This window comes from uncultured Methanobrevibacter sp., assembly GCF_947169325.1.
GTDB lineage: Archaea > Methanobacteriota > Methanobacteria > Methanobacteriales > Methanobacteriaceae > Methanocatella.
Window position 1 is genome coordinate 12,254 of record NZ_CAMVPN010000017.1, and the last position, 24,022, is coordinate 36,275.

At 39.0% G+C, this 24,022-nt stretch carries 27 protein-coding genes; 14 read left to right on the top strand and 13 right to left on the bottom strand.

Annotated elements, in window-relative coordinates; genetic code table 11:
- Nucleotides 1–16 precede the first annotated feature (16 nt).
- Nucleotides 17–376, top strand: coding sequence for a restriction endonuclease subunit S (locus tag Q0W26_RS04070; RefSeq protein WP_298522690.1), 360 nt, complete (start codon nt 17–19; stop codon nt 374–376).
- Nucleotides 377–2,074 carry an N-6 DNA methylase gene (locus tag Q0W26_RS04075; RefSeq protein WP_298522692.1) on the top strand — a complete coding sequence of 566 codons (1,698 nt, stop codon included), beginning with the start codon at nt 377–379 and terminating at the stop codon, nt 2,072–2,074.
- Here Q0W26_RS04075 and Q0W26_RS04080 read toward each other — a convergent pair.
- The 9 genes from Q0W26_RS04080 to Q0W26_RS04120 form a co-directional block, all read right to left on the bottom strand.
- Nucleotides 2,064–2,996, bottom strand: coding sequence for an ARPP-1 family domain-containing protein (locus tag Q0W26_RS04080; RefSeq protein ID WP_298522694.1), 933 nt, complete (start codon nt 2,994–2,996; stop codon nt 2,064–2,066). The two genes, Q0W26_RS04075 and Q0W26_RS04080, sit on opposite strands and share 11 nt — an antisense overlap.
- A gap of 10 nt (nt 2,997–3,006) precedes the next feature.
- The gene (locus Q0W26_RS04085) at nt 3,007–3,393 is read right to left on the bottom strand and encodes an HIRAN domain-containing protein (protein WP_298522695.1); all 387 of its coding nucleotides are present in this window, start codon (nt 3,391–3,393) and stop codon (nt 3,007–3,009) included.
- Between the two features lie 36 nt (nt 3,394–3,429).
- Nucleotides 3,430–5,370, bottom strand: coding sequence for a cation:proton antiporter (locus tag Q0W26_RS04090; RefSeq protein WP_298522697.1), 1,941 nt, complete (start codon nt 5,368–5,370; stop codon nt 3,430–3,432).
- Nucleotides 5,371–5,525: 155 nt separating this feature from the next.
- Nucleotides 5,526–6,137: an orotate phosphoribosyltransferase-like protein gene (locus tag Q0W26_RS04095; protein ID WP_298522700.1), complete on the bottom strand. Its 612-nt coding sequence runs from the start codon at nt 6,135–6,137 to the stop codon at nt 5,526–5,528.
- Between the two features lie 12 nt (nt 6,138–6,149).
- Nucleotides 6,150–7,103: a Gfo/Idh/MocA family protein gene (locus Q0W26_RS04100; RefSeq protein WP_298522701.1), complete on the bottom strand. Its 954-nt coding sequence runs from the start codon at nt 7,101–7,103 to the stop codon at nt 6,150–6,152.
- A gap of 15 nt (nt 7,104–7,118) precedes the next feature.
- Complete coding sequence (hemC, locus tag Q0W26_RS04105; protein WP_298522739.1) at nt 7,119–7,988, bottom strand: hydroxymethylbilane synthase; 870 nt, start codon at nt 7,986–7,988, stop codon at nt 7,119–7,121.
- Nucleotides 7,989–8,101: 113 nt separating this feature from the next.
- The gene (gene cfbE, locus Q0W26_RS04110; protein ID WP_298522702.1) at nt 8,102–9,520 is read right to left on the bottom strand and encodes a coenzyme F430 synthase; all 1,419 of its coding nucleotides are present in this window, start codon (nt 9,518–9,520) and stop codon (nt 8,102–8,104) included.
- On the bottom strand, nt 9,517–11,370 hold the full coding sequence (locus Q0W26_RS04115) for a bifunctional NADP phosphatase/NAD kinase (RefSeq protein WP_298522704.1): 1,854 nt from the start codon (nt 11,368–11,370) through the stop codon (nt 9,517–9,519). The genes cfbE and Q0W26_RS04115 overlap by 4 nt, the downstream gene beginning before the upstream one ends.
- Before the next feature lie 32 nt (nt 11,371–11,402).
- Nucleotides 11,403–11,864 carry a pyruvoyl-dependent arginine decarboxylase gene (locus Q0W26_RS04120; RefSeq protein ID WP_298522706.1) on the bottom strand — a complete coding sequence of 154 codons (462 nt, stop codon included), beginning with the start codon at nt 11,862–11,864 and terminating at the stop codon, nt 11,403–11,405.
- 145 nt (nt 11,865–12,009) lie between these two features.
- Between Q0W26_RS04120 and Q0W26_RS04125 the strand changes: the two genes are divergently transcribed.
- The 5 genes from Q0W26_RS04125 to Q0W26_RS04145 all read left to right on the top strand — a co-directional run bounded on the left by Q0W26_RS04125 (nt 12,010) and on the right by Q0W26_RS04145 (nt 15,056).
- A complete protein-coding gene (locus Q0W26_RS04125; RefSeq protein ID WP_298522708.1) occupies nt 12,010–12,240 on the top strand; it encodes a hypothetical protein in 231 nt (76 codons plus the stop codon).
- A 61-nt stretch (nt 12,241–12,301) separates the two neighbouring features.
- Nucleotides 12,302–12,655, top strand: coding sequence for a hypothetical protein (locus tag Q0W26_RS04130; RefSeq protein WP_298522710.1), 354 nt, complete (start codon nt 12,302–12,304; stop codon nt 12,653–12,655).
- Nucleotides 12,656–12,809: 154 nt separating this feature from the next.
- Nucleotides 12,810–13,208, top strand: a complete 399-nt coding sequence (locus tag Q0W26_RS04135) for a translation initiation factor IF-5A (protein WP_298522713.1) — start codon at nt 12,810–12,812, stop codon at nt 13,206–13,208.
- Nucleotides 13,209–13,244: 36 nt separating this feature from the next.
- Nucleotides 13,245–14,111 (top strand): agmatinase, encoded by an 867-nt coding sequence (gene speB, locus Q0W26_RS04140; RefSeq protein WP_298522714.1) that lies wholly within the window; start codon nt 13,245–13,247, stop codon nt 14,109–14,111.
- Nucleotides 14,112–14,234: 123 nt separating this feature from the next.
- Nucleotides 14,235–15,056 (top strand): 4Fe-4S dicluster domain-containing protein, encoded by an 822-nt coding sequence (locus tag Q0W26_RS04145; RefSeq protein ID WP_298522716.1) that lies wholly within the window; start codon nt 14,235–14,237, stop codon nt 15,054–15,056.
- Here Q0W26_RS04145 and Q0W26_RS04150 read toward each other — a convergent pair whose 3' ends face one another.
- A complete protein-coding gene (locus Q0W26_RS04150) occupies nt 15,057–15,335 on the bottom strand; it encodes a winged helix-turn-helix domain-containing protein (RefSeq protein WP_298522719.1) in 279 nt (92 codons plus the stop codon).
- Between the two features lie 117 nt (nt 15,336–15,452).
- Here Q0W26_RS04150 and Q0W26_RS04155 point away from each other — a divergent pair, with 117 nt between their 5' ends.
- The 5 genes from Q0W26_RS04155 (at nt 15,453) to ade (ending at nt 19,806) form a co-directional block, all read left to right on the top strand.
- Entirely contained in the window at nt 15,453–15,947 is a 495-nt protein-coding gene (locus Q0W26_RS04155) for a hypothetical protein (protein ID WP_298522721.1), read from the top strand.
- Between the two features lie 44 nt (nt 15,948–15,991).
- Complete coding sequence (locus Q0W26_RS04160) at nt 15,992–16,459, top strand: hypothetical protein (protein WP_298522722.1); 468 nt, start codon at nt 15,992–15,994, stop codon at nt 16,457–16,459.
- Between the two features lie 8 nt (nt 16,460–16,467).
- Complete coding sequence (locus Q0W26_RS04165; protein WP_298522724.1) at nt 16,468–16,764, top strand: DUF5518 domain-containing protein; 297 nt, start codon at nt 16,468–16,470, stop codon at nt 16,762–16,764.
- Nucleotides 16,765–16,866: 102 nt separating this feature from the next.
- Nucleotides 16,867–18,087, top strand: coding sequence for a TIGR00300 family protein (locus Q0W26_RS04170; protein ID WP_298522726.1), 1,221 nt, complete (start codon nt 16,867–16,869; stop codon nt 18,085–18,087).
- Between the two features lie 3 nt (nt 18,088–18,090).
- On the top strand, nt 18,091–19,806 hold the full coding sequence (gene ade, locus Q0W26_RS04175) for an adenine deaminase (RefSeq protein WP_298522728.1): 1,716 nt from the start codon (nt 18,091–18,093) through the stop codon (nt 19,804–19,806).
- On the opposite strand, the gene Q0W26_RS04180 is transcribed toward ade, so the two are convergent.
- Nucleotides 19,803–20,429 carry a DUF447 domain-containing protein gene (locus Q0W26_RS04180; protein WP_298522730.1) on the bottom strand — a complete coding sequence of 209 codons (627 nt, stop codon included), beginning with the start codon at nt 20,427–20,429 and terminating at the stop codon, nt 19,803–19,805. The two genes, ade and Q0W26_RS04180, sit on opposite strands and share 4 nt — an antisense overlap.
- A gap of 91 nt (nt 20,430–20,520) precedes the next feature.
- On the opposite strand from Q0W26_RS04180, the gene Q0W26_RS04185 reads away from it, so the two are divergent.
- The gene (locus tag Q0W26_RS04185; protein WP_298522731.1) at nt 20,521–21,531 is read left to right on the top strand and encodes an SIS domain-containing protein; all 1,011 of its coding nucleotides are present in this window, start codon (nt 20,521–20,523) and stop codon (nt 21,529–21,531) included.
- On the opposite strand, the gene Q0W26_RS04190 is transcribed toward Q0W26_RS04185, so the two are convergent.
- Entirely contained in the window at nt 21,528–21,899 is a 372-nt protein-coding gene (locus Q0W26_RS04190; RefSeq protein WP_298522733.1) for a putative zinc-binding protein, read from the bottom strand. The two genes, Q0W26_RS04185 and Q0W26_RS04190, sit on opposite strands and share 4 nt — an antisense overlap.
- Nucleotides 21,900–21,964: 65 nt before the next feature.
- Entirely contained in the window at nt 21,965–22,558 is a 594-nt protein-coding gene (locus Q0W26_RS04195) for an Hsp20/alpha crystallin family protein (protein WP_298522734.1), read from the bottom strand.
- A gap of 409 nt (nt 22,559–22,967) precedes the next feature.
- On the opposite strand from Q0W26_RS04195, the gene Q0W26_RS04200 reads away from it, so the two are divergent.
- Nucleotides 22,968–23,828 carry a hypothetical protein gene (locus Q0W26_RS04200; RefSeq protein ID WP_298522737.1) on the top strand — a complete coding sequence of 287 codons (861 nt, stop codon included), beginning with the start codon at nt 22,968–22,970 and terminating at the stop codon, nt 23,826–23,828.
- Nucleotides 23,829–24,022 lie beyond the last annotated feature (194 nt).

Here is a 24,022-nt window from a genome sequence, read left to right on the forward strand (position 1 = left end):
TCCAGGCGACATACTGATGAAAATGCCCTATCCGTATGACGTTGTTTGTGTAGGCCAGCCAGGTCTCGTCATAAGTGACCGAATCGCCATCATCCGCTTAAGGGAAGGTTTCGACCCTTCCTTTATAGCCCACCTTTTGACAAACGCCCATGTCAAAAAACAGCTCTATGAATTCGAAAGTTCAGAGAGAATTCCGCACATCTCCATAAGGCAGATCAAGGAGCTCAAGCTGATTGTTCCGGACTATGAAACACAGGTGAAACACGGCAGGCTTCTCGATACAATAAACGAAAAGATAGCTGAGGACATGAAACTTGTTGAATATGACCAGAACCTCAAGGAAGGAATCCTAAACAAGCTATGGGGGGATTATTAGATGAACAGAAAAAAACCTTCCAACAACTTCAGATTGCTTCGCTCAATCAGCTCCAAAATGCGACAGATGGACCCGTCTATAGAAGTGCGCTACCTCATAATATACTCATTTTTATTCAAGTACTGCTCAGATAAGCTCAAATGCCACATTTCAACCTTCTGCCGCCAAAAGTCAATTACATTAAATGAGGCATACGGCAATGAAATAGTAATGGAGCATCTCAAAAAGGAAGCATTGGATGAGCTTGGATTTTTCATCGACAGGCCTGATTTCTTCATCGATAATGTCGTCGAAGAGCATTATCATGACCGCTTTTTCATGCATCCTTTCTATTCAGCATTCCGTAACCATATCGAGTTTGGGGAGGATTCAAAGTATGGGGAATACTTCAGCTTCATATTCTCCGAGTGCGACCATGTCATCAACTTCAACAAGTTCGAATTCACAAATCCCAATCATCTAATCGTAAAGGAAATCATATTTGCAATCTCAAAGCTAAACATTTCCGAAAAGGATTTCCCATTCGAGAAGGTCTTTGACAGGGTATGCCAGTCCAAGCTGATTGATGTCGACCACGATCCTGATTATCTCAACTTTTTAATATCATCAATCGTATCATCAAGGGTTAAAAATCCTGTTGATGTCTTCAATCCGTTTTTAAACGACGCATCACTTTTAATCAACCTCTATTCTGACTGCGAGTTCCCATGGAAAAACACCTACGCCAAGGCCCAGGATGAGTTCAGCTACTGCTGCAGTCTGATAAAGCTTCTGGTATATGGCTTTGATTTGAACCACGTTTGCTCCGAGTTCGGAAGTCCTTTTGAGCCTCTTGAGGACTTGTCACTCAAGTTTGACGTAATCATGTCAAGATTTCCGCCAATCACCTCCAAAAATCTCAAAAGATTAAGCATCAACCAGAGCTATGAGCTTTTAAAGCAGAATAAGGTGAATCAGGTCAAGTCCCTTTTGAGCGACCAGCTCAACATTGATGAGAATTCATTTGAGCAGAACAGCGAACTGAATGTTGCCCTTGAAAACCTCATAGACAAGATGGACCTTGATTTGGATTTGGACGCCCAGTTCGTCGGCGAATATGAGTCCTTAAAGGAAAGCGAATATCTCTTTTTGATAAACATGATCAACAGCCTTAAAGACGAGGGTATCATGGTGGTCAGCATGCATCACAGCTTCCTGGTCAAGAACTCCCTTGAGACATTGAGGAAATTCCTGACACTTGAGAAGAACTATGTCGATGCAGTAATATCAGTTCCAAACGAGCTTTCAAGGCTTCCTAAACTTTCAGGCCTTGAAATAATCATGGTATTCAGGAAAAACAGAAACACTGATAAAATCACATTCATTGACCTTTCAAAGGATTTCAAGACCCAAAGGGAAAGATATATCCTTCCAGGTTCATTCAAAAAGAACCTCCTTCTCTCAGACGGTACAATATCAAAGGTTCTCGATGCATATAACAATAAGAAGGTCATTGACAAGTTCTCCAATGTTGTCACCCTATTTGAATTGAGGGACAACGACTTCAACCTGTCCATTTCAAGATATGTCGACACCTTTGAAGGGGAATTCATAAGGCTTGAAGACCTTAAGAGCCAAAAAATGGAAATCGATAAAAACAGGAAAAGATTAAATAAAAAAATAGATTTGATGATGAGGGAATTGGACATCAGACTATGATGTCAATGTCCTCTTTTGTATTCTCGTTTTCAACACCACTCTCATCCTCTTTTTTGGAGAAGTAGGAGAGGTGAATTATTTCATCCTCGTATGAGGTGACTGTTCCGATTCCATCGGGGTTTTTGAACTCATAGGATGTTTCAAGGCCTGTTTTTGGAATTTCTCTAAAGTCGCTGTCGATTGCAGTTGCAATGTAGCTTTTGGCTTCGTCAATGTTGATTGCAAAAATGGAATCGTTAATCTCGGCGTCGATGAGATAGCTTTTTATGATCTTTTCATGGTATTCTGAATAAATCTGTGAGTTGAAGAAAAGTTCAAATCCTTTTATTTCACCGTCGATTATCACCAAAACGCCAGTCTGTCCGTCGATGACTTCAAATTCGCTTACATCCAGCTCACTTTTTATGTTTTCGTAGCTTTCGCTCATAGCATGGGTTTCGGATAGGAAGTTCCTTGAGTTTTCAAGGTCATGGATTGACTTCCAGACTTCCCTTTGCATGTTATGGCCGCTGTGGCGGCTGGCTGCCTTTGCAAAGCGTGTTTTTGAATTTGCCATATACTCTGAATGCACAAATTCCCTTTCGTATCTCCATCTGCCCTGTTCGGTGCAGTTCACAGGCACTTTAATCTCGCTTTGAGGTGCCACAAGGATTGTTTCGCTGACTATCCTGTTCTGGTCTCCTCCAACGATTTCTTCACCGTCCACAAGTAGAAGTGGTGTTATGGAGTTGTTTTTAACAATCAGTGTGTTTACGGTTGAATGTTCGCATTCCTTGACTTCTGCAAGCCCAAGTTCGAATCCCTTTTTCAGTGTCAATATGTCGAACTTGTAGTTGATCGGTGTTTTTATTGGAATTATTGCAACGTTTTCTTTCACCTGGGCGTCCAACAGTTCAATTTGCTCATTAAGTGCACTTAGCATGATATCACCTCTAAAGATTCTTTTTAATGTAGTCGATGTCGATTTCTGATGGGTTTTCGCAAAGGTAGTGTATGTCACTTTCCTTGTTTTCAAGCTCTTCTATGTATTCGTCTGAGCTTAATACCTTTGCTATTGCAGTTGTTCCGGTTATGAACTGGATTCTTGCAAAGTAGACATCGGTTATCTTATCATATATTCTTCCTGCACTCATGCAGCCTATGACAACGGTTCTGGTACTGTTTGCGACATAGCCTATTTTGCCGAAGTGCCTCATTTCGCAGGCTATGGCTTCGGTGTCGTAGTGGTTGGTAGGTTCCTTGACCAGCTTGACTATGCCGTTTAGTTTCAATGGCTTTGAGCCATATAGATTATCAAAAGCAGTCACGGTTATATACATATTATCACCTTGTGTATATATTGTGCCCAATAGTATTTAAACCTTTTCAAAAAATGCATTTATGTTTTCGCGGTGTCCGATGAAGAGTATCAAATCATCTTCCAGGAACTTGAAGTCAGGTTTAACTTCAATGAATGTGTCTTCGCCACGAACTACTCCTGTCACCTTCAGGCTGTGCTCTTCAAATGGGAAATCCTCCAGATGTGCATTTTCAGACACTCTTAGGGAATCGATTTCAAGGTCGGTGTACTTGTAGTTGAGATATGAAGTGATGTCCTCTGTGCTGACTGTACGGAAAGCGTCGTAGTTGTCAGACCTCAAATCGTTTACGGCATCGGTAATCTCATCGATGTCCTTGTTGTAATAGTCCATCAGACGGGTGAACATCATGATTGTTGTTTCAAACTCTTTAGGAATCACCTCATCGGCTCCGGCTTCAATGACCTCGTCGATGTTTCTCAGATACCTTGTACGCACGATGATGTGGATGTCCGGATTCAGTCTGCGGGCGGTATCGATTGTCTTGAGGGTTTCCTCATATGTCGAAGCGGATATGACGATGCATAAGGCTTCGGTAATGTTGAGCTCCTTGAGGACGCTTTCGTTTGATGCCTTTCCGTAGATGATTGGAATTCCAAGGGCTTGCTGGTTTTCAACGATGACGGGATTCATGTCCACGATACGGTAAGGAATCCTGAACTGGCTGCATGCCTTTGCCATCTGCTTGCCGTTTCTTCCCATACCTACCAGAATAACGTGATCGGTTATCTCCTGTGCTTCCTCAAGCTCTTCAGGCAGGGTCTTGAGTTCGTCGTCGACCTTGAAGTAGCTGATTTTTGAAAATGCCCTGACGATTTTAGGGGTCATCTTTTCCATGAACGGCGCAAGGGACATGGTAAGTATGCTCACGCCCAGAAATACCGAGAAGAACCGGTTTGTCATAAGGCCGTATGTCATTCCTTCACGTGCAAGGACAAATGAGAATTCCCCAATCTGGCTTAGAAGAAGTGCAATGCTTATGGAGACTTTTGTCGGTAGCTTCAGTGTCATTCCGGTAATCATCGTTGCCGCAAATTTGATGACAAGTATCGCCAATGTCAATGCGACTATTGCAACGATATTGTATAGGAAGAGATGCAGATTCACCATCAGACCTATACTTATGAAAAACAGGCTTAAGAACACGTCCTGAAACGGCTGCACGTAACCTAAGGTCTGATGTGAGTATTCTGTATTTGAAATCAGAAGTCCTGCAAGAAACGCTCCAAGTTCAGGGCCGATTCCAATCAGGCTTGTTGCAAATGTTGTTCCCATACAGATGAAAAGTGTCAGAATCATGAACAGATCCCTGTTTTTTGTCCGGGCAGCATCATGCAAGGCCAATGGGATGAACCATTTCGCTCCGATAAAAATAAGCGCTCCCAGCCCCACAATCTTTATTATGAGTTCCGGCAGGGCATTTATCTCAAGGCTCTGGCCTCCAAGAAGAGGGGTTATCAGGATGACTACAATAACGGCAATGTCCTGAAATATCAGTATTCCAAGTGTGACCCTTCCCTGTGCGGAGTGTGTGATGTGCTTTTTCTGCATGACCTTCATGACGATTGCTGTTGATGAGAATGCAACCAGAAATCCTAAAAATAATGATGATTTCCACTCAAGACCTAAAAACAGTCCCAGAAGGCATGTAAGTGCGGTCGTTAATGTTACCTGAAGTATACCTCCAATCAGCGCATAGCGCTTGATTGTTGAGAACTTCTCGACGGAAAACTCAAGTCCGATAATGAAAAGCAGAAATATTACTCCCAGTTCTGAAAGGCTTGAAATCAGTGTGGTGTCGTTGATGGCGTGGCCTAAGACAATGCCTGTAATAAATAGCCCAATCATTGTCGGCAGTTTCAGTTTGTTGAATATCAACAATACGATTACGGCAGTAATCAGTATTATTGACATGTTTTGAAGCAGTATGATGTTCATGGTATCAAGTGTAATGTTAAATCTGTTTGGTAATGTTTATTAAAGTAATTGCTTGCAGCATCAAAAAGGTACTTTTGAAGATAAATGTCCTTAAGAATATGAGTTTCTTAAAGCATTTTGATGGTTAGGTTAAAATAAGAAAAGTTGTAGTAGATTTATAATCTACTAACTTTGATTAATGAGTCTACAGGAACTCCTTCGATTTCGGAAAGTCCTGCCTTATCGATTAGGACAGTAACGCATGTAGGTTCTCCGCCCAAATCCTTTACGGTGTGGATGACTTCTTTTGCGGTTTTTCCACTGGTGATGACGTCATCTACAATGACTACCTTCTTGCCTTCCACGGTTCCGAAGTTGGTACTGATTGTACCTTCGTCATCGGTTTCATCGTTGGCCTTTCTGTGTTTGTTAGGGTGGAAAATAGCAAGTGAAGCATCATTTCCAGTCATTTCCTCCATAAAGTCAGCCATCACGGTTGCAAATGGAATTCCGCTAACTGCAATTCCACATACGACGTCAGCTTCTCCGTGTGCCAATGCCATGTCACTTAGTGCACCTGAAACATAGCTTAAACGTGTTGAGTTTCCACCAATGCTTTTCCAGTTGATTGCAAAGTCCACTGGGGCTTCAACTTTCACTTCGGATTGCTTTTGAAGGGTCAACCATCTTGCGGTGTCCATACTTACATTAAGTTCATCGGCAATCTCACCGGTGGTGAAACCGTGTTGCCTTAATTCTTGAGCCTTATCGATTAGTTTTTGTTTCATAGTATCACACATTTAAAGTTCATCAAAACTGATTGGTTTATGTTCTTTGGATGATCTGTTAGCGGCAATAACCATTTTAAGGGCTTTCAATCCGTCTTCACCGGTTATTTCAGGTTCCAAACCGTTTGCCACTGCATTTAAGAATGAAGTCAGTTCTCCTTTAAGAGGTTCCTCGTGCTTGATTTGAATGTCCTGTGCAAACTTACCGAACACTTCTATGCTTTGCTTGATGTAGTCTACAGAGATGATTCCTGCTGTACCTGTAAGCTCCAGTTCTCTGCGCTTGTATGGGGTCAGCCAGTTAACTTCAATGATTCCTGTGGATTCGTTGTCGAAATTGACCATGATTTCTGCATGGTCTTCAAATTCGGAATCGTCGAAGCTGCTGTTCATTGATCCGTATACCTGAGTGACTTCCTCTTCAAACAGATAATTCATAATGTCTAAATCGTGAATGGCCAGGTCAATTGAAACTCCTACGTCCTTGATTCTAGGTGGAAGTGGTCCTACCCTCTTTGCAAATGCTGATACGACATCCCCTATCACTCCGTCGTCAACAAGTTCCTTAGCCTTTTGAACTGCAGGGTTGAATCGCTCAACATGTCCTGTTGCAAGTATTACGCCTGCCTCTTTGGCGGCTGCAATCATTTCTTCAGCTTCGTTCAATGTAAATGCAATAGGCTTTTCAACCAAGACATGCTTACCGCACTTGATTGCTTCCATAACCACTGAATGATGGAAAGTGGTCGGAACGCATACGCTTACAGCTTCAATTTCTGGATTCTTAAGTAGTTCGCAATAGTCAGTGTATCCCTTAGCACCGTATTTTTTCTCTATTTTCTTAAGTGCCCTTTCACTAACGTCGCTGACCGCCATGAGATTGGCTTCAGGCAACTTGTGATATACACGGACGTGGTTTTCACCCATAGCTCCTACTCCGATAACTCCTACGTTAACAGTTTTCAATTTCAATTCCTCCGTTTAAACATAATCTGCGAAAATTCTTCCAACACGCCTGCCAAGCTCAAGCGCATCTTTAACAGAACCTTTTTCAGTTTGCTCTTTAAGGATTTCTCCTTTTTGAGTTAATAATATAGAATAAATATTAAATTCCTTGTCGTTCATTCGTGCTATGGAACCTATCGGCCATTGGCAACCCACGCCAAGTTCCTCAAGCACCTTTTTCTCTGCAAGTACTTCCTGCATTGAGATGTAATCATTTAATTTTGCAATCTTGTCCTTCTTGTCATAATCCTTACGGGTGATTATCGCCAGAGCGCCTTGGCCTGCTGGAGGGGTGATGTAATCCAATGGGAACACTTCCTTGATGTATCTTGTAAGATTCAATCTTTTGATTCCGGCTTCAGCCATTATGGTGGCATCCAAATCACTGTTGAGAGCTTTGTCGATTCTGGTTTCTATGTTTCCACGAATCGGTTTCAAATCAAAGTCCTTTTCATAGAGATTGCAGAACGCTTCCCTTCTCAGGCTGCTTGTTCCAAGCTTTGAGCCCGGACCGAGCTCATCCCATGTCTTGTTGGATATGAGGACTTCATTAGGAGATTCTCTTTTTGGAACTGCAACGATTTCCAGATCTTCATCAAGTTCGCTTGGAAGGTCCTTAAAACTGTGGACAGTAAAATCAACTTCCTCCTCCAAAAGGGCAATGTCCAATTCCTTGGTGAAAAGACCTTTTGAATCCATATTGTACAGTTGGGAAGTGGTAATCTTATCTCCTTTGGTTTTAATTATTTCCAAGTCAATTTCTGCACCTGTAAGTTTGGATAATGCTGCACAAACCTGTTTGGTTTGAACAAGCGCCAATTGACTTCCGCGAGTTCCAACAATCATCATATAAATCTCCGATTTTTTTCATTCTAGAAAAATGAATTATTACTAGAATTCTACGTTGTTAATTTTTATCGCTATTTATTATTAAATGTTTACAATTTTTTGGCTAAAACTCATCTTTGTGAAAGCTTGCGGTAGTCTGAGCGGTAAATAAAAAGAAGATTTTTTCCATCGTTTACGGCTTTCTCATAAACGTCATCGTAGTTTTCAATGTATGTGTGGGAACCGGTCATTTTTTCAGCTATTGAAGAGCCCACCTCTCCGGTAAGGATAATATCGCATGTCAGGGTGTCCAGATATTTTGAAACCATGTCTTCATCAATCTCTTCACATGTGATTCCGTAGTCTCCTCCGATTGAAACGTAATATTCATCCAAATCTTCAATCATGTTGATGGACTGCCTTATCGCATCTGTATTGATTCCAGGATTAATCTCTTCGATGATGGTGATTCCGTCCTTACTTCTTTTGTTTGTCCTTCCAGTAATTCCATTATACCTGGCCAATCCTTTAATGATTTTGTCTTCATCGATATTCAATGCCAGACTTGTCAGGACAACCCCCAAAACGTTGCTCACGTGATGAGAGCCTGGAGCAAAAGTTTTAACTGACATTTTGCCGTTTAATATTTCTCCAGTTGTGGTTCTGATATCTTTATAGATAATGTCGATTTCGGTCTCGTCAAGAGAGTAGCTGACGCTTTCGGCATATAGGTTCGCCTCGCTGTCAGTCACAGAAAATGTGTTGACATTCGGGTGGATTACGTCTGAGTAATACTTATCGTAGCTGCTTTTCTCGCAGGCCACAACTCCGCACCTGAAAACCTGCCTTTTGGCTTCACTTGCAGTGAGCCTGTTTTTCGCAATAGGATAGTTTTCGGATATGTTTGTCAAAAGCCCGACATCTCCGATGCCTGTGACTCCAAGGGATGATTCAAAAATTGCAGATGAATATCTTTGTATGTTTTCGCTTTCGACAATACCGTCGGCAATCTTGCATATGGGATTTGCCATTTTGTAGGCAAGGTCAACGGTTTCCTTGATGTTTGCAGGTGTTATTGAAATGTTCTTTTTAAGAATGAATTTCTGATTGTTTTCATAAAGAAGGGCGCCAAGGCTTGATAGAATCAACGGGTTTTCGTCAATCAATATTTCCTTAAGCATGAAAACTGAGCTGGTCTTTCCCTTGACTCCTGTAACCTCAATTTTTGGGATGCCCTCTCCCCATCCTTCAAGGATGTTGAAGACAGCTTCATGGTGGGTGATGAAAGTGTACTTCAAATCAGGATTGTGCTTTGTGATGTCTGATTCTGTCAGTGGAAGATGCACTGGGGATATCACGCATACCTCTCCCTTGAAATCCTTCAAATCCTCCAAATCCATTAAATAAATGTCATAGATTTCAAGCATCTTTCTGTCAATGTCGTTTAAGGTATTGTAGATGTCATATGCAAGGACATTCTTTCCCTTTTTGGCCAGGCTGATGGCAATCTTGACTCCTCCGTGCGTCAAATCGATTACAAGGTAGTTCATTTGTCGCACCTTGGGTTTTCTGGGATTCCTCCTTCCAGCTTGTCCTTGACCTTTTTGTAGAAGTATTTGGTGGATGTCCTGATGAAGTAGACTGCCTTGTCTGACTTTTTGAATCTGATTTCCTCTTCGTATTCTGCTTCCTCGTTTCTCTGACCGTCCATAACGAACACTGCACTTTTACCTTTCTTGAGCAGTTTCACGGTGATTTCACTGTTGTCAGATACGACAAACGGTCTTGCTCCAAGCTTGTACGGACAAATAGGGATGATGATGAATCCTCCCACTTTCGGATCGACAATCGGACCTCCGGCTGACATCGCGTAAGCTGTTGATCCGCTCGGTGTTGAGATGATCAGTCCGTCCGCCCTTACCTGGTCGATAATCTCTCCGTCCACCTTGATTTCAAAATAAAGCATCTTTGCAGGCTGGTCTGTCATTATGACGACCTCATTGACTGCGGAATAATGGTTGTTTTCGTGTGAAACCACGAGACGTGACCTTTTCTCACGGTAGTATTCACCTTTGAGAATCTCGTCAAGGGCTGTGAATGTGTCCTGGACCTCGGTGTCGGTTAAAAATCCTACTGTTCCCATATTGATTCCGAAAACAGGGATTTCAGGTCTCATTTTTGCCTGTGCTCTCAGGAGGGTTCCGTCTCCTCCCAAAATCACTGCCATGTCGCAGTCAAAGTCAAAGATGTTTTCAGCAAGGGGCTCGTAGTCTATGTTGAAGTTGATGTCATCCAAAAGAGGGGCCATGTTTGGATAGTCCATTTTGGTCTTTTCAATGATTGCATCCAAATCAGGTTTTGCTTTCATTTCTATCAGTTTATGGGCCAGTCTCCTTTCGATTATGACTTCACGGCCGTTGGTAAGGAGATAATCGATGATTTTCGCTGAAAACAGAATTGTTCTGTCCTGGTCGATTCTGCTTACGATACCTACCTTTGCGATTAAATCGGTCTGGTTGTCGTTTAGAATGTCAATCATCTGTTTATGCAAAATCTTATTGTTTGCCGCAACCACCACTGCCTTTTCATGAATGCTCAGCTTGTTGTTGAGCTTTTCGCCGTACTTGTCAGTGATGATTCCTCCTGCCTCTTCGAGAATGAGCTTTGAACCTGCAATGTCTATGATTCTTGAACCTCTAAGGTCTAAAAATGCATCATATCTTCCGCTTGCCACATAAGAGAGCTCCAATACTACGCTTCCAAGTACTCTCATCCTTCTTGCATTGTCGACGAGCTTTGAAGCTTCGGAAGTTCCTGTTTTTGTAAATCCTCCCAGAGTCATGTCGCTTATATTTATGATATCGCTTGGATGAACCTTTTCATTGTTGAGCCAGCATCCCTTTCCCTTTTCCGCTTCAAAGAAGTTACCGTTTGCAAGGTTGCTTATGAATGCCAGCTGAACGTCATTTAGTGTTGCAATCCTTCCTTTAGGCACTTCGGCAACGGCTATTGAAATGCTGAATGCAGGGATTTCCTTGATTGCATTGCTGGTTCCGTCGATTGGATCAAGTAAAAAAATGAATCTTGGCCTTTCCTCTTCGGGAATGTCGTCACGCCTGAGTTCCTGTGTCAGGGAGATGCTTCTTTTTGTTCCTTTACCCAGTCTCAGCTCTCCGATTTCCTCGCTGACGATATATGAGTATACGTTTGCTTCCTTCAATATGTGAATGACAATATCTTCGGCGATGAGGTCAATGTATGAAGTAGGAGTTCCGTCGGCACCGATTTTCACTTTCTCACCGGCTTCCGGAGTTCCGAAATAAGGCCTAGTTGCTCTGCTTACTTCCTTTATGATTTCATAACACAAATCCGTTGCAATCTTTTTGTCCTGAGCATCCATATTTTCACCTGTTATATGTTAATCATTTGCTATTATCCTTCAATTATGTCGTCGTTAATGTAGACCACCGCACTGATGACAGATCCGATTTCGGACACTGTCATTGTCGATTGTTCCACAATAAGATCCCTGATTTCAACGCCTCTTTTATTCATCATGTATTCAACCATGCCTTTGGCTTCTTTTACAAGTTCATCAGGGTCTTTGTCTCTGCCGCTTGTCTCTACAACGCAGCCCAATTCATCTCCAATAGCTACCGCAACGACTGCAGTAATCAATTCTCCGAAAGTGTCTGAAGTGACCTCTGAAAGCACGCAGTTTACCATGGCACCTGCCTTTAGGTTTGGCAGTTCGGTAATTTCAGTATTTTTTCCGAGCATGCTTGATACCTTTATCAGATTGACATCGCCTATTCCGGCATCGCTTAGGGCATTGTCGAATGCATTCAGTTTTGTCGGTCCTTCGTCTTTTCCACTTACAATAGCTATTTTCATCATATCACTTAATTATTAAATATGAATTGTCATTGTTAATTAAATTTTTTAATGGGTGGTGCAAAATTCACGTTACATTTCTAACTAACAGTTAAATATTATCGGATATAAAAATAGGATTAATCGTTGAAGGAGGTTTTAGCTTATGGCAGAGAAGAACATGATAATTGCAATTGTCCTTTCAGTCATCTGGTCCGGATTGGGTTTAATCTATGCCGGTGAGATGAAGATGGGAGTGATTTTGGCTGTTTTAGCAGTGATATTTGAATTGCTGACTTGGTTTGTCTTCAGCATTGCAGGAATTATCGTTTTCATAATTTGGGTATATTCTCTTTATGCAACCTACAAGCAGGTCAAGGCTGTCAACGGAGAATAATTCTTTTTTTTTTCTTTACTTTTTTATAGGATGAAATCCTAAATATATTTAGGTGTACCTAATGATTTTCAATAAAACTGTTTCTTTAATATTGTCCGCATGTCTGTTTATTTTAATGCTCATCATCACCTCCTCAGCGATAATGATGTTCCTGCCGACCGGACAGCTTCCTTTTGTGGGGGTTATAGTGATTGTGGCATTCTACTTCATTTCAAGAATGTTTTACAGCTATCTGAGAAACGACGATTACTATAAAAACACAAGAAAGTATTCAAGCGACAAGAAAGGGGAAAGCTACATTACCAAAGGCGAAAGCGACACCAAAAAGCTGTTCATTGTCATATGGCTGATTGTGATTCTGATTCTGGGTGCGGCCGCCATGGTGCTGTATCTGCATAACAGAGGAATGGTATGAAAAACTATTTTTTTTAAAATTTATATTTTACCCTAAAAACTCCTAAATAAACGAATACTTTATATAAAATGGAAAAGATACTAAATACTAATCTAATAATAATCCTTATTATATAGATTAAAACCGGTTTTATATTATATACGGAGGAAAATTAATGTCAACAAAAGTTGTAGAAATTAAAACATTAAAAGTTGGAAAATACATCGTTTTAGACGGTGAAGCATGTAAAATTAGTAGTTACTCTACTTCATCTCCTGGTAAACACGGAGCTGCAAAAGCAAGAATCGAAGCTATCGGTGTTTTCGATGGTCAAAAAAGAAGTTTAGTAAAACCAGTGGACAGTAAAGTAGATTCACCAATCATCGACAAAAGATTAGGACAAGTAATCTCTATCCAAGGCGCAAATGTTCAAATCATGGACATGGAAAACTACGACACCATCGATTTACCAATGCCTGAAGACTTAAAAGACTCAATCGTTGAAGGTATTGAAGTTGAATACATTGTCGCTTTAGGAAACATGAAAATAATGAGAACCAGAGGATCTAACTAGATTCCTCTAAACCCTTATTTTCCTTTTAGAAAAATTATGCTTTTCAATACATACGAACCATGGAAATTTGCATTTTCTGCTGAAAATGATGAGATAATCACAGATTCTTATGGGATAATCGGAGTTCCGTTCGACAGCACCACATCCTATCACTCAGGATCCCGTCTGGGACCAATCGTTGTAAGGGAAGCATCATTCGGATTTGAAAAATTCAACACTATTTTTAACAAGAACCTGACTGCCACCTTTTATGATTTCGGAGACGTCAACGTCATCCCTGGAAACTGCCAGAAGACATGCGGAATCGTTGAAGACACTGTTAATGAAATCCTTGATTTGGGATTGAAGCCAATCATAATCGGAGGGGAGCATTCCGCTTCAATCGGTGCAATCAAGGCATTGGCAGACAAGCATGAAAAGCTCACTGTAGTTCACATGGATGCCCACAGAGACCTTGCATTCGAATTCATAGAAGAGAAATACTCACACGCCACTGTGATGAGAAGAGCCCACGAAATGGGTGTAAACCTTGTGCAGATTGGAATAAGGTCATCATCTGCCGATGAAGAGGAATTCGTAAAGTCTACATATAACATCCAGACATTCAAAAACAGGGATGTCCACAAGCACATGGACGCTCTTGAGTATTACATAACAAACATCGACGGACCAATCTACATTTCAATAGACATGGACGTTGTCGACCCGTCACTTGCTCCAAGCGTCGGAAACCCTACACCAGGAGGGCTGTTCATTTCAGAAATTGAAAATATACTGGAAACACTGTCACGAAAGAATATTGTCGGACTGGACGTTGTGGAAACCGCATCCGATAAGCTGGGAGACACCACAGCAGTCATTGCCGCCAAAATAATATATGACTTTTTAACTCTTGTTGAGTAGAGTCTTTTTTTCTTGTTTTTAAGAGGTGTGTGCTCTTATTTTTTTTTATTTTTCGTTATTTGGGGAAATTTTGCTTTTTGAATAATATTTTATACATTGAGTTACAAATTATTCCTTGATAATATGAACATCAGAGCGCCAATTATAATGGAAACGGTATTTGTTGCAATAGCTATTATAATCTACATGCTGACTTCAAATACATTTTTCATATTCAATTTTCTCTATATCGGAACTGCCATCTCAATAGGGCTGTTTCTAATGGCCAAAGACAAGCCGTATGCAAGAAATGTCATAATGCTTGCGGTCGGATCATATCTCTTGATTTATGTTGGTCTTTTAGGTCATGAAAATATGCTGATGTCTGGTTTTTGGTATTATCTGTTTTTAGGCGTTTTTGAAGCTGCTGTAATCCATTATCTGATTGCAAAGATTGCAGGACCCTTCTTATTCGGTCGTGGATGGTGCGGATATGCCTGCTGGACAGCTATGGTGCTTGATTTGCTTCCCTACAAGACTCCTCAAAACGGTCGTAAGAACTGGGGATATTTCAGATATGTTCTCTTTGCATTAATACTGTGCTTTGTAGCGGGACTCTTTGTTTTCAAAGTGGACAACCTGGAATCAATAATGTTTTACGCTTTCATAATCGGTAATGTGATTTATTATGCTGTAGGAATAGCTTTGGCGTTCTGTCTTAAAGACAATCGTGCATTCTGCAAATATGTCTGTCCGATAACAGTATTTCTAAAGGCTACCAGCTATTTTTCAATATTGCGTGTTAAAGTCGATAAAAACGAGTGCATTGAGTGCAAAAAATGCATAAAATCATGTCCGATGGATGTTGACATGATGGACAATTCAAGAAAAAGGACCAATGGTACTGAATGCATTCTCTGCACAGAATGCATCAATGCCTGTCCGAATGATGCATTGAAATTATAATTAATCGTTATATTCTTTTTCAACCTTGTCGAGGTAATATTTTCCCTTTTCGGTAATGCTGTAGAACCTATATCTTTTGTCATCCTCGTTAAGGCACTCCACAAGCTCTGCATCTTTCAATGTTTTCAGGTATTTTGAGACATGATTGCTGTTGTCGTCAATATCCTTGCTGATTTTTGAAGGTATCTTGTTTTCCTTTTCAAGGGATTTCAAAACGTTTATTCGACGTTTGGACCTTGCAAGTAAGGATATTATGCTCATGTCATCTTTTTGACTCATGATTTTTAATATATTCGTTAGCTATATAGTAGATATCTATAAGATATTAGCATGCTAATAGCAATGTTTATATTATGTGCGTAACAAATTAATCAATACAAATTAGGAGGTTTTTCTATGAACAAGAAAATTTTAACTTTATTGGCTGTATTTTTGGTAGCCGTTTCATTGGCTAGTGTATGTGCAGCTGAACTGACAAAAGAAAACGATTTTGATGGCCTATTTAAAATGAAAGTGCCTGAAGGGGATAATTTTACAAATATGAGTGATTATCAATCTGCTTCTTCATTTTTATATTCCTCCATGGCATATGAAAACAGTAATCAAACAGTTTATGTGTTTGTATACACAGGCAGTACTTTAGAGAGTGTGCTTGCTTCTATGACTTTGGGAGATATTGATGCTCAATACGGTACGAATGAGGGCAATATTACAAAAGAGGGCAATTTGATATTATTTAATAAGACTCCTGCTATGGAAGAAGCCTTAAAAGATTTTTCTCTTGATACTTTTGCAGGGATAAATGATTCAGATAAGCAACTGACAATATTTGTTGGCGGTAGCAATCCTGAATTAGTCAAGGAATATGCAGAAACAATTGTTGTTAATTAAGTAAGTATTTTCACTTGCTTTTTTTCTTTTTTTAAGGTGTTAAAATGAAGATTGGGGATTTTGATTTAAGTTTAAAGAGCATCATCATTATTGCATTTGTTTTAATTATTATAATTGGGGTTTTCTCATTAATGGGCAATGGTGGAGATGTTTCTGTTTATGGAGTCAATTTCCATATTCCTGATGGATATAATGAAATTAAAGAGCAGGAAGTTGATGGGGTTGGTGAATCTTATGAATATGTTAATAATGAATATCATGACGTTATTTTCATAACAGTTAAGGATACTAATGCGAGTGACCCTAGCCAGCTGAGATTCAATTATCCTTCAGTCAAACAACACACAATGATTGACGGAAAAGATGGGCTTTTGGCTATGACTTCCAGTACAGGTGTTAGAAATCACTTTTTTTACATTGAAAATGGCAAATTGATTCATATTAATGCTCCATTTACCGATGTGGGAAGTGGCTTAAGTGATGAGGAGTTATTGGCAGAAATAATTAGGTAGGTGATAATGTGGCAGATGAAATAGTAAATAATTTTGAGTTTAAACCGGTTGCAATTGGAGCTGCTGTATCGATTATTCTTATACTATTGCTTCCAATGGGCATTCTCCATTTGTTTTGGGTAATAATTGGATCTGCAATTGCAGGATATTTAACAGCTAATTCAACCAAATTTGCATTAATTTATGGGGCAATAATTGGTATTGTAAGTAGTTTTTTAATGTTGACTGTATTTACAATTCCGATATATATCATTTTGGGATTGTTTGGTGCTTTTATTGGTAAAACTATTCAAAGCAATCTTTAATCGTAAAAATATTTATTTTTTATTCTTCTTTTTCTTTTTTTCAATACCATTAAATATCACCAAAATATATATTTATAATATTAACTATTGGAGCAAAATATTATGAATAAAAGAACTATAGAGCTTTCAGGCCATATTATCGACTCATTGACATTGACAAAGACAATGGGCATAATCATGGACAAAGGCGGAGAATTTGACATATTGGACATTAACGTTGGAAGAAAGAAATCTGATATAAGCAGAGCCAAAATCGAAGTTTCTGCAGATTCTCCCGAGTTGTTGAATTCTATTCTAGATGAATTGTCTGTTCTTGGTGCTTCTATCGACGAGATTAAGGAAGTAAAGCTTGTCGCATCAACCAAAGACAAAGTTGCTCCTGAAGGTTTTTATTCATCATCCAATCACACGACCCACATCTTCTACAAGGGAAACTGGATTCTTGTCGAGGAAATCGAAATGGACTGTCTGGTCGTTGTCGATGAGGATGCCGAAAGGGCATACGTCAAACCAATAGCTGACGTCAAGGCAGGAGACATGATTGTTGTAGGCCTTGACGGTGTAAGGGTCACACCACCACACAGGTCAAGGGAAGAGCAGCAAGTCTTCGAGTTCATGAACAGTGACGTATCTTCTGAAAAACCTTTAATGAATCTTATTTATGGTATTGCTCGTGAAATGAAGGAAATCAAGGCCAAAGGTGGAAAAATTGGAATTGTCGGAGGGCCTGCAATTGTGCACACAGGATCCGGCAAATACCTTGCATCCCTAATCAAGGAAGGATACATTGACGTAATCATGGCCGGAAACGCCCTTGCAACTCACGATATAGAATCAAATCTTTACGGAACTTCACTGGGTATTGAAGTTGAAACTGGAAAAATCGTTGCTCACGGCCACACCCACCACATGAGGGCCATTAACAGAATCAACCAGTCCGGTTCAATTCACAAGGCTGTTGAGGACGGAACACTGACAGGAGGAATCATGTATGAATGTGTCAAAAACGACGTTCCATATGTCCTTGCAGGTTCCATCCGTGACGACGGACCTCTGCCGGATGTAATAACTGACACTGTTGAAGCCCAAAAGCTGATGAGGAAATATGCCCAGGAAGTGGACATGGTCATAATGATTGCAACAATGCTTCACTCAATCGCTACAGGAAATCTGCTCCCTTCAAGAGTCAAAAGTATCTGCGTGGACATCAACCCATCCACAGTTACAAAGCTCTCAGACAGGGGAAGTGCACAGGTTGTAGGTATTGTAACCGATATAGGCACATTCCTGCCACTTCTTTATAATGCTTTACAAGAGGTATAAACGATGAAATTCACTGCTTACATATTGGACGTTTTGACAGAATCCATTTATCCGGCAAGAATAACAATCGAAGATGGGATATTCAAGGAAATCGATCCGATAACAGTTACAGAAGAGACAAAGATAGATGTGGAGGGACTTTTGGTTCCAGGGTTTATTGATGCCCATATTCATATTGAAAGCAGCATGATAACTCCTCAGCAGTTTGCAAAGATTGCTGTAAGGCACGGTACCACTGCAGTGGTATGTGATCCCCATGAGATTGCAAATGTCGGTGGAATCGATGGTGTTGAGTTCATGATTGAAAATGCTTCAAAGGTTCCGCTCAATTTCTATTTCACAGCACCTTCCTGTGTGCCTGCAACCTCTTTTGAAACATCAGGGGCTGTTCTTAATGCAGAAGACATTGAATATCTGCTTTTAAAGGATGAGGTCGTTGGCCTTGCAGAAATGATGAATTTCCCAGGGGTCATCAATGGTGATGAGGAGGTTTTGGCAAAGCTTGCCCTTGCACGGAAATACGAAAAGCCGATTGACGGTCATGCTCCTCTTGTAACCGGCAGAGATTTGGATAAATACATAGCCCAACATATAGTGACTGACCACGAATGCAGCAATTTCGCTGAAGCTATGGAGAAAAAGCAGAAAGGTATGAAAATTATGGTGCGTGATGGGTCATCCGCAAAGAATATGGAAGCTCTTTTTGATTTTTCAGAAAAGCTAAACCACCTGAAAAAACAGGACGGGTTCAGCATAATCCCTACAGAAATAATCGAGAGAAGACTGCACTCTCCAATATTTGACTTCATTGTAAGCGATGACAAACATCCGAATGACCTCATTAAAGGACATCTTGACAAGTCAGTCAAAAAAGCGGCAAATCTGGGAATAGACATCATCCAGGCCATTGAAATGGTAACTGTCAATCCGGCAAATCATTTCGGTTTGGATGGAGGGGTTATTGTAACCGGAGCAAAGGCAGACTTTGTAGTCATAGATAATTTACATGATTTCAACGTATTGGAAACATACATAGATGGTGAATGCGTATTCGATGGTGAAAATGTCCTGTTTGATGTTGAAGAGGTTTCACCAAGAAAATCCGTTGTCGTGTCTAAAAAAGCGCCGGAAGACTTTGAGGTCTACTTTGACGGTGACGAATGTGAAGTGAATGTCATGAAATGCTATGAAGGTGAGCTTCTAACCAAAAAGACAACCGCAACATTGAAATGCAGGGACGGCAAGGTTCAGTCAGACATCTATGATGACATTCTGAAAATAGCGGTCGTTGAAAGATACGGCGACGAAAAGGTTGCAAATGCCTTCATCAAAGGATTCAATCTTAAAAAAGGTGCTATCGCTTCATCAGTTGCACATGATTCTCATAACATTATCGTTGTCGGATATGACTCCGAAATGATGGCCCGTGCAGTAAACACTGTCATTGACAATCAGGGAGGAATTGCCGTTGTAAGCGAGGACTTCTCGGATTCACTTCCACTTCCTATTGCGGGTCTTATGAGCAATGAGGATGCCTATGATGTGGCTAAAAAATTGGATACTCTGCATAAGATGACTTCAGCGCTTGGATGCACACTTGAATCTCCGTTCATGACAATGGCATTCATGGCACTTCTGGTAATTCCGTCAATAAAAATCTCTGATCAGGGATTGTTTGATGGTGACAATTTCGAATTCATGGACGTTATAATAAATTAAACGTCATATCCTTTTTCTTTTATTTTTTCTTCAATCGCTTTCATGGCTTTGATGTCTTCACGATAGCCTATTTTTCTAACGACCCTTTTAGCTTCCCTAAAGCTTTCAATATAACTCTGTTTTTTGGCATCATCAACCAAATCGAAACGGGAATAGTTTGAAAGGGATTCGATGACATGTCCGAATCCACGGTTGAAAGCCTTGACGTCACTGTTAATGTTGAGCTCAACGACATCGGCCTTGATTACGATGGCTTCGTCTTTCTTTTTAATCGGATCGCTTCGCTTTACTGCTTGCTTAAGGGAGGTCACTTCGCATTTGAAATATGCTTGGATGCCCTTAATTGAATCATCACTGATGAATTGGTCTTCAGGAAGATTTCCAAGGGTGGATTTATAAAACAATTCAGAATTGTGAGTAATATTTACAACAAACTCTCTTTGGGAGCATATATTGTCCAAAGTATGACTTCCCTTGAAAATGCGGCAAACGACCTTGTCTGGTCCGGAACATATCACTCCTATCGGAGCGGCATTCTGAACTCCTTCACTGTTGTGGGTTGTAATGATTGTTTCGTATTGCTTTCCCTTTTCCATTCCAATTAAAGATAAGTCGATTTGCATAAGCATCATTTATTAGTTTATTTATAAACATTTTTATATGTTAATAACCAATATATAAATTATATTATTTAATTTTAAAGGAGTTTAGGCTATGAAATATAAAATGTATGATGAAATGATGGAGCAACCAGAGGCTCTTCAAAAGACGTTTGAAAGCGAATTTGCAAAAATGGATGAAGTCTCCCAATTGGTTTTGGATGCGGATAAGGTTTACTTGATAGGCTGTGGAAGTTCAATATCTACCTGTTACAGCGTCCGTGATGCTATAAGGATGTCATCCACCAACATTGACATTGAGGTCTATGCCGGTTATGAATTCTACTACAACAAGAAACTTGTCGAAAATGAAAATGCAGTAGCAATATTCACATCCCAGTCAGGTGAAACCGCAGATACCTTAGCAGCACTTAGAAAAGCCAATGAATACGGCATACACACAGTCTCAATTTCAAACGAACCTGAAAGTTCAATGATTGCCGAAGCTCAAACTCCAATAATAACAAGAGGCGACACAGAAACAGCAATTCTGGGAACAAAAACCTACATCACACAATTGGCCTGCCTATATCAGATTCTGTTCAAAGCATCTGATTATGAAAACAAGACCGAACTCTTGGCTGAACTCGCTGACATGCCAAAAATGCTGGAAAAGCTATTGCTTTTAACTGAAGATGACAACAAGGCCCTAGCTGAAAAATATGCTGATGAAGATATTTTCTACTGTTTGGGAAGCGGTCCGAACTTTGGATTAGCTTACAAATTGGCTATGACAATGCTGATGGAAGGAGCAATCAAGCATGCATGCCCTGAATATGCTGCTGAATTCAGACATGGTTTGATAGAACGTGCAGAAAAGGACGTTCCGGTCATAATCCTATGGTCTGACTTTGAAGCAGATGAGATAACCAAAAAGGCGATTGACTTCTGCGAAAACCTTGAAGCAAAACTGATTTTATATAAGCTTGAAGACTATGCTGATGTCGATAAGCTGTTATCCCCATTCATACTGGTGATTCCACTTGAATGGTTCGTCTACTATCTTGCACACTTCAATGGAGAAGATCCAGGTGCAACCAGACACATCGGAAAAGTCAGATACTAAAAGAGTTTTTCCAACTCTTTTTTAATTATTTTCACGCACTTTTCACCATCATCGTCCAATCTGAAAGGGTCTTTAGCGCTCACTTCATAGTTTTCAAGAACATCACTTGCATTGATGGTCTTTACCACATTAACACCCTTGTTTTCAAGAATCTTATTGACGCAATTGTTTGTGCATCCGTTAAGGGCAATTATGGGATATTTTTTAAGCATTTCCGTGTTTCGGTTTTCGATGTCTGCTGATGTGGAGCCCATGCAGATTGATATCGCATTACTGTTTTCCTTTTTAAAATCACCAACAGCAACACGGCAAACCAGTCCGTTGGGGCTCATTCCGTTACATGGGGCAAGAGCGATTTTTTCATCCATAAAAATAGTTGTTTGAATTAGGATATATAGGTTTAGGTAAAAAAAGAGAGAAAAAAGTAGAATGTCTATTCTACTTTTACTTTATGTTTTGGTATGATTAATTTTGGAAGGGTAATGGTAACTGTACCGTTTCTGAATTTTGCTTTGATGTTTTCAATGTCAATGCTGTTTTCAAATCTAACGGTTTTTACGCATCTTCCGGTTTTGATAGCGGATACGATAAGTTCAGCTTCATCCTCTTCATCGAATTCTTCGATGTATGGGGTGAATGTGGTTTCGATAGTAATGTCGTTGTCGCCAGCTTCAATTAAAATGTCTTTTTTGCTGACACCTGGTACTGCCGCTTTGATGTAGTAAACCTCTTTGGTTTCGATTAAATCGATGTCTAAAGATTGTACATTGGTTTTTTTATAATCCTGATATTTTTGATCTGCATTTTTTTGCATGGTTTTTATGCTTTCTTTGAATTCGTCAATGGTTTTTGATAAATCAGCAATCACATTGTCAGCAATGTTTTTGCTTTTCTCTCTGGTTTCTTCGAATTTTTCTTTTGCATCTTCTTTTTTGTCATCGAATTCTTCTTTTGCGTCTTCGACTTTTTCATCGAATTCTTCTTTTTTATCTGAAATTTTAGTTTCAATATCTTCAGTGCTTACCATAATTTTCACACTCCATATATTGATTATTTTGTAATAAACATGTTTTATTTACTTTTTGTTAGTATATAAAGTTTTCTATTTTTGTTACTAAAAGTTATTTAAAAAGAAATTCTTTTAATCTTTGATTTCTCATAGTGATAATGTTTTATTTTATAAAAAATTAGGAATCTTTCACTTAATGATATAAATAATTCTTTTTGAATTGTTAAAATCAAATTATATTTATTATTAATTAGTTAACCTAAATGGAAATTTTTGATAGTTACCAAATATCTTATAATTTTTCCTATAATTATTTCATTAAAATTTGAAATTCCCATAAATTTTAAATAACATTATATCTTAAACTATATTGTTTAAAATAATTTACATTATCTAATCTGTATGAAGTATATGTGTTTTTGATATTATGAAAAAGGATTCTAAATTTTTTAAATATATTATTTTAACTGATCCTGGAAGTTTATCAATGAAAGAAAGAATAACTATTATTCTTGCCCCTTTGATTGTAATAACATCTCTGTTATTATGGATATTCATTGATTCTCATGAAATTTTGATATTGTTATTGTTATTCGGGATTTATGTATTTTTCATTGGTGTAGGTTATCCTTTAATTTATTTTGAAAAATATGATGAAAAGTATGGTTTTAACTCCAAAATAAGAATAGGAAGTACATATCAATTTATTTCCAAAAATCTTTCTTATTTAATTTCGGGGATGATAATAATCATATTAACTCTCGGATTAATTCTTGATAATATAACAAAGGCATCTTTAATTGCATTTGCATTTGCACTTCCTTTTTTAGCGTTATTCTTCAGAGGTGATGTTTTTAATGATGACAGTTCTATTCTAGGTGATGAGATTATTTTCGGATATCATCCATCTGCATATGGATTATTGAGTTTGTTTTTAGGCATTTATGGTTATCTTACTGTGGATAATTTATTGAATTCAAATTTTAACTTAGCAGTTATGCTGTTCACCATAACAGTAATATTCCAAGCATTGCTTTTAATTCCAGACCAATTAAACAGGGTTCTGTTTTTTGAAGTTAGAAGAATAAATGGCTTTTTAGCTTATATTGGTATATTAATAATATGTTATGCGATATTATGTTTTTTTATCACTGGTGGAAACAATTTATCTGGAATTATCATTGATTTATCTTTTGAGGGGATTATACGAAAAGCTATTATATGGGGTACAGCAATTATTATAGCAATTCTTTACATACGTAAAATTAAAGACATGACTCAAAAATAATATTTTAAGGATGTTTCAACTCTTTTAAGGAAATATTTCAATTTAATTTTTTTTCATAAAGTCCCAATTCAAAAATATTGGGATTTAAACTATTCTTATTAAAAATAAAAAATGTAGCTGGTTGATGATTAACATGTTTGTTGGTTGATGATTAATTTTTTAAAACTCTTCAAATTGCTTATTTTTTGATTTAA

Excerpts from the sequence above, each read along its gene's own strand:
- Q0W26_RS04070 (WP_298522690.1), top strand. The coding sequence starts at position 17 with ATGAAAATGCCCTATCCGTATGACGTTGTTTGTGTAGGCCAGCCAGGT.
- Q0W26_RS04075 (WP_298522692.1), top strand. The coding sequence starts at position 377 with ATGAACAGAAAAAAACCTTCCAACAACTTCAGATTGCTTCGCTCAATC.
- Q0W26_RS04080 (WP_298522694.1), bottom strand. The coding sequence starts at position 2,996 with ATGCTAAGTGCACTTAATGAGCAAATTGAACTGTTGGACGCCCAGGTG.
- Q0W26_RS04085 (WP_298522695.1), bottom strand. The coding sequence starts at position 3,393 with ATGTATATAACCGTGACTGCTTTTGATAATCTATATGGCTCAAAGCCA.
- Q0W26_RS04090 (WP_298522697.1), bottom strand. The coding sequence starts at position 5,370 with ATGAACATCATACTGCTTCAAAACATGTCAATAATACTGATTACTGCC.
- Q0W26_RS04095 (WP_298522700.1), bottom strand. The coding sequence starts at position 6,137 with ATGAAACAAAAACTAATCGATAAGGCTCAAGAATTAAGGCAACACGGT.
- hemC (WP_298522739.1), bottom strand. The coding sequence starts at position 7,988 with ATGATTGTTGGAACTCGCGGAAGTCAATTGGCGCTTGTTCAAACCAAA.
- cfbE (WP_298522702.1), bottom strand. The coding sequence starts at position 9,520 with ATGAACTACCTTGTAATCGATTTGACGCACGGAGGAGTCAAGATTGCC.
- Q0W26_RS04115 (WP_298522704.1), bottom strand. The coding sequence starts at position 11,370 with ATGGATGCTCAGGACAAAAAGATTGCAACGGATTTGTGTTATGAAATC.
- Q0W26_RS04120 (WP_298522706.1), bottom strand. The coding sequence starts at position 11,864 with ATGAAAATAGCTATTGTAAGTGGAAAAGACGAAGGACCGACAAAACTG.
- Q0W26_RS04125 (WP_298522708.1), top strand. The coding sequence starts at position 12,010 with ATGGCAGAGAAGAACATGATAATTGCAATTGTCCTTTCAGTCATCTGG.
- Q0W26_RS04130 (WP_298522710.1), top strand. The coding sequence starts at position 12,302 with ATGATTTTCAATAAAACTGTTTCTTTAATATTGTCCGCATGTCTGTTT.
- Q0W26_RS04135 (WP_298522713.1), top strand. The coding sequence starts at position 12,810 with ATGTCAACAAAAGTTGTAGAAATTAAAACATTAAAAGTTGGAAAATAC.
- speB (WP_298522714.1), top strand. The coding sequence starts at position 13,245 with ATGCTTTTCAATACATACGAACCATGGAAATTTGCATTTTCTGCTGAA.
- Q0W26_RS04145 (WP_298522716.1), top strand. The coding sequence starts at position 14,235 with ATGAACATCAGAGCGCCAATTATAATGGAAACGGTATTTGTTGCAATA.
- Q0W26_RS04150 (WP_298522719.1), bottom strand. The coding sequence starts at position 15,335 with ATGAGTCAAAAAGATGACATGAGCATAATATCCTTACTTGCAAGGTCC.
- Q0W26_RS04155 (WP_298522721.1), top strand. The coding sequence starts at position 15,453 with ATGAACAAGAAAATTTTAACTTTATTGGCTGTATTTTTGGTAGCCGTT.
- Q0W26_RS04160 (WP_298522722.1), top strand. The coding sequence starts at position 15,992 with ATGAAGATTGGGGATTTTGATTTAAGTTTAAAGAGCATCATCATTATT.
- Q0W26_RS04170 (WP_298522726.1), top strand. The coding sequence starts at position 16,867 with ATGAATAAAAGAACTATAGAGCTTTCAGGCCATATTATCGACTCATTG.
- ade (WP_298522728.1), top strand. The coding sequence starts at position 18,091 with ATGAAATTCACTGCTTACATATTGGACGTTTTGACAGAATCCATTTAT.
- Q0W26_RS04180 (WP_298522730.1), bottom strand. The coding sequence starts at position 20,429 with ATGCAAATCGACTTATCTTTAATTGGAATGGAAAAGGGAAAGCAATAC.
- Q0W26_RS04185 (WP_298522731.1), top strand. The coding sequence starts at position 20,521 with ATGAAATATAAAATGTATGATGAAATGATGGAGCAACCAGAGGCTCTT.
- Q0W26_RS04190 (WP_298522733.1), bottom strand. The coding sequence starts at position 21,899 with ATGGATGAAAAAATCGCTCTTGCCCCATGTAACGGAATGAGCCCCAAC.
- Q0W26_RS04195 (WP_298522734.1), bottom strand. The coding sequence starts at position 22,558 with ATGGTAAGCACTGAAGATATTGAAACTAAAATTTCAGATAAAAAAGAA.
- Q0W26_RS04200 (WP_298522737.1), top strand. The coding sequence starts at position 22,968 with ATGAAAAAGGATTCTAAATTTTTTAAATATATTATTTTAACTGATCCT.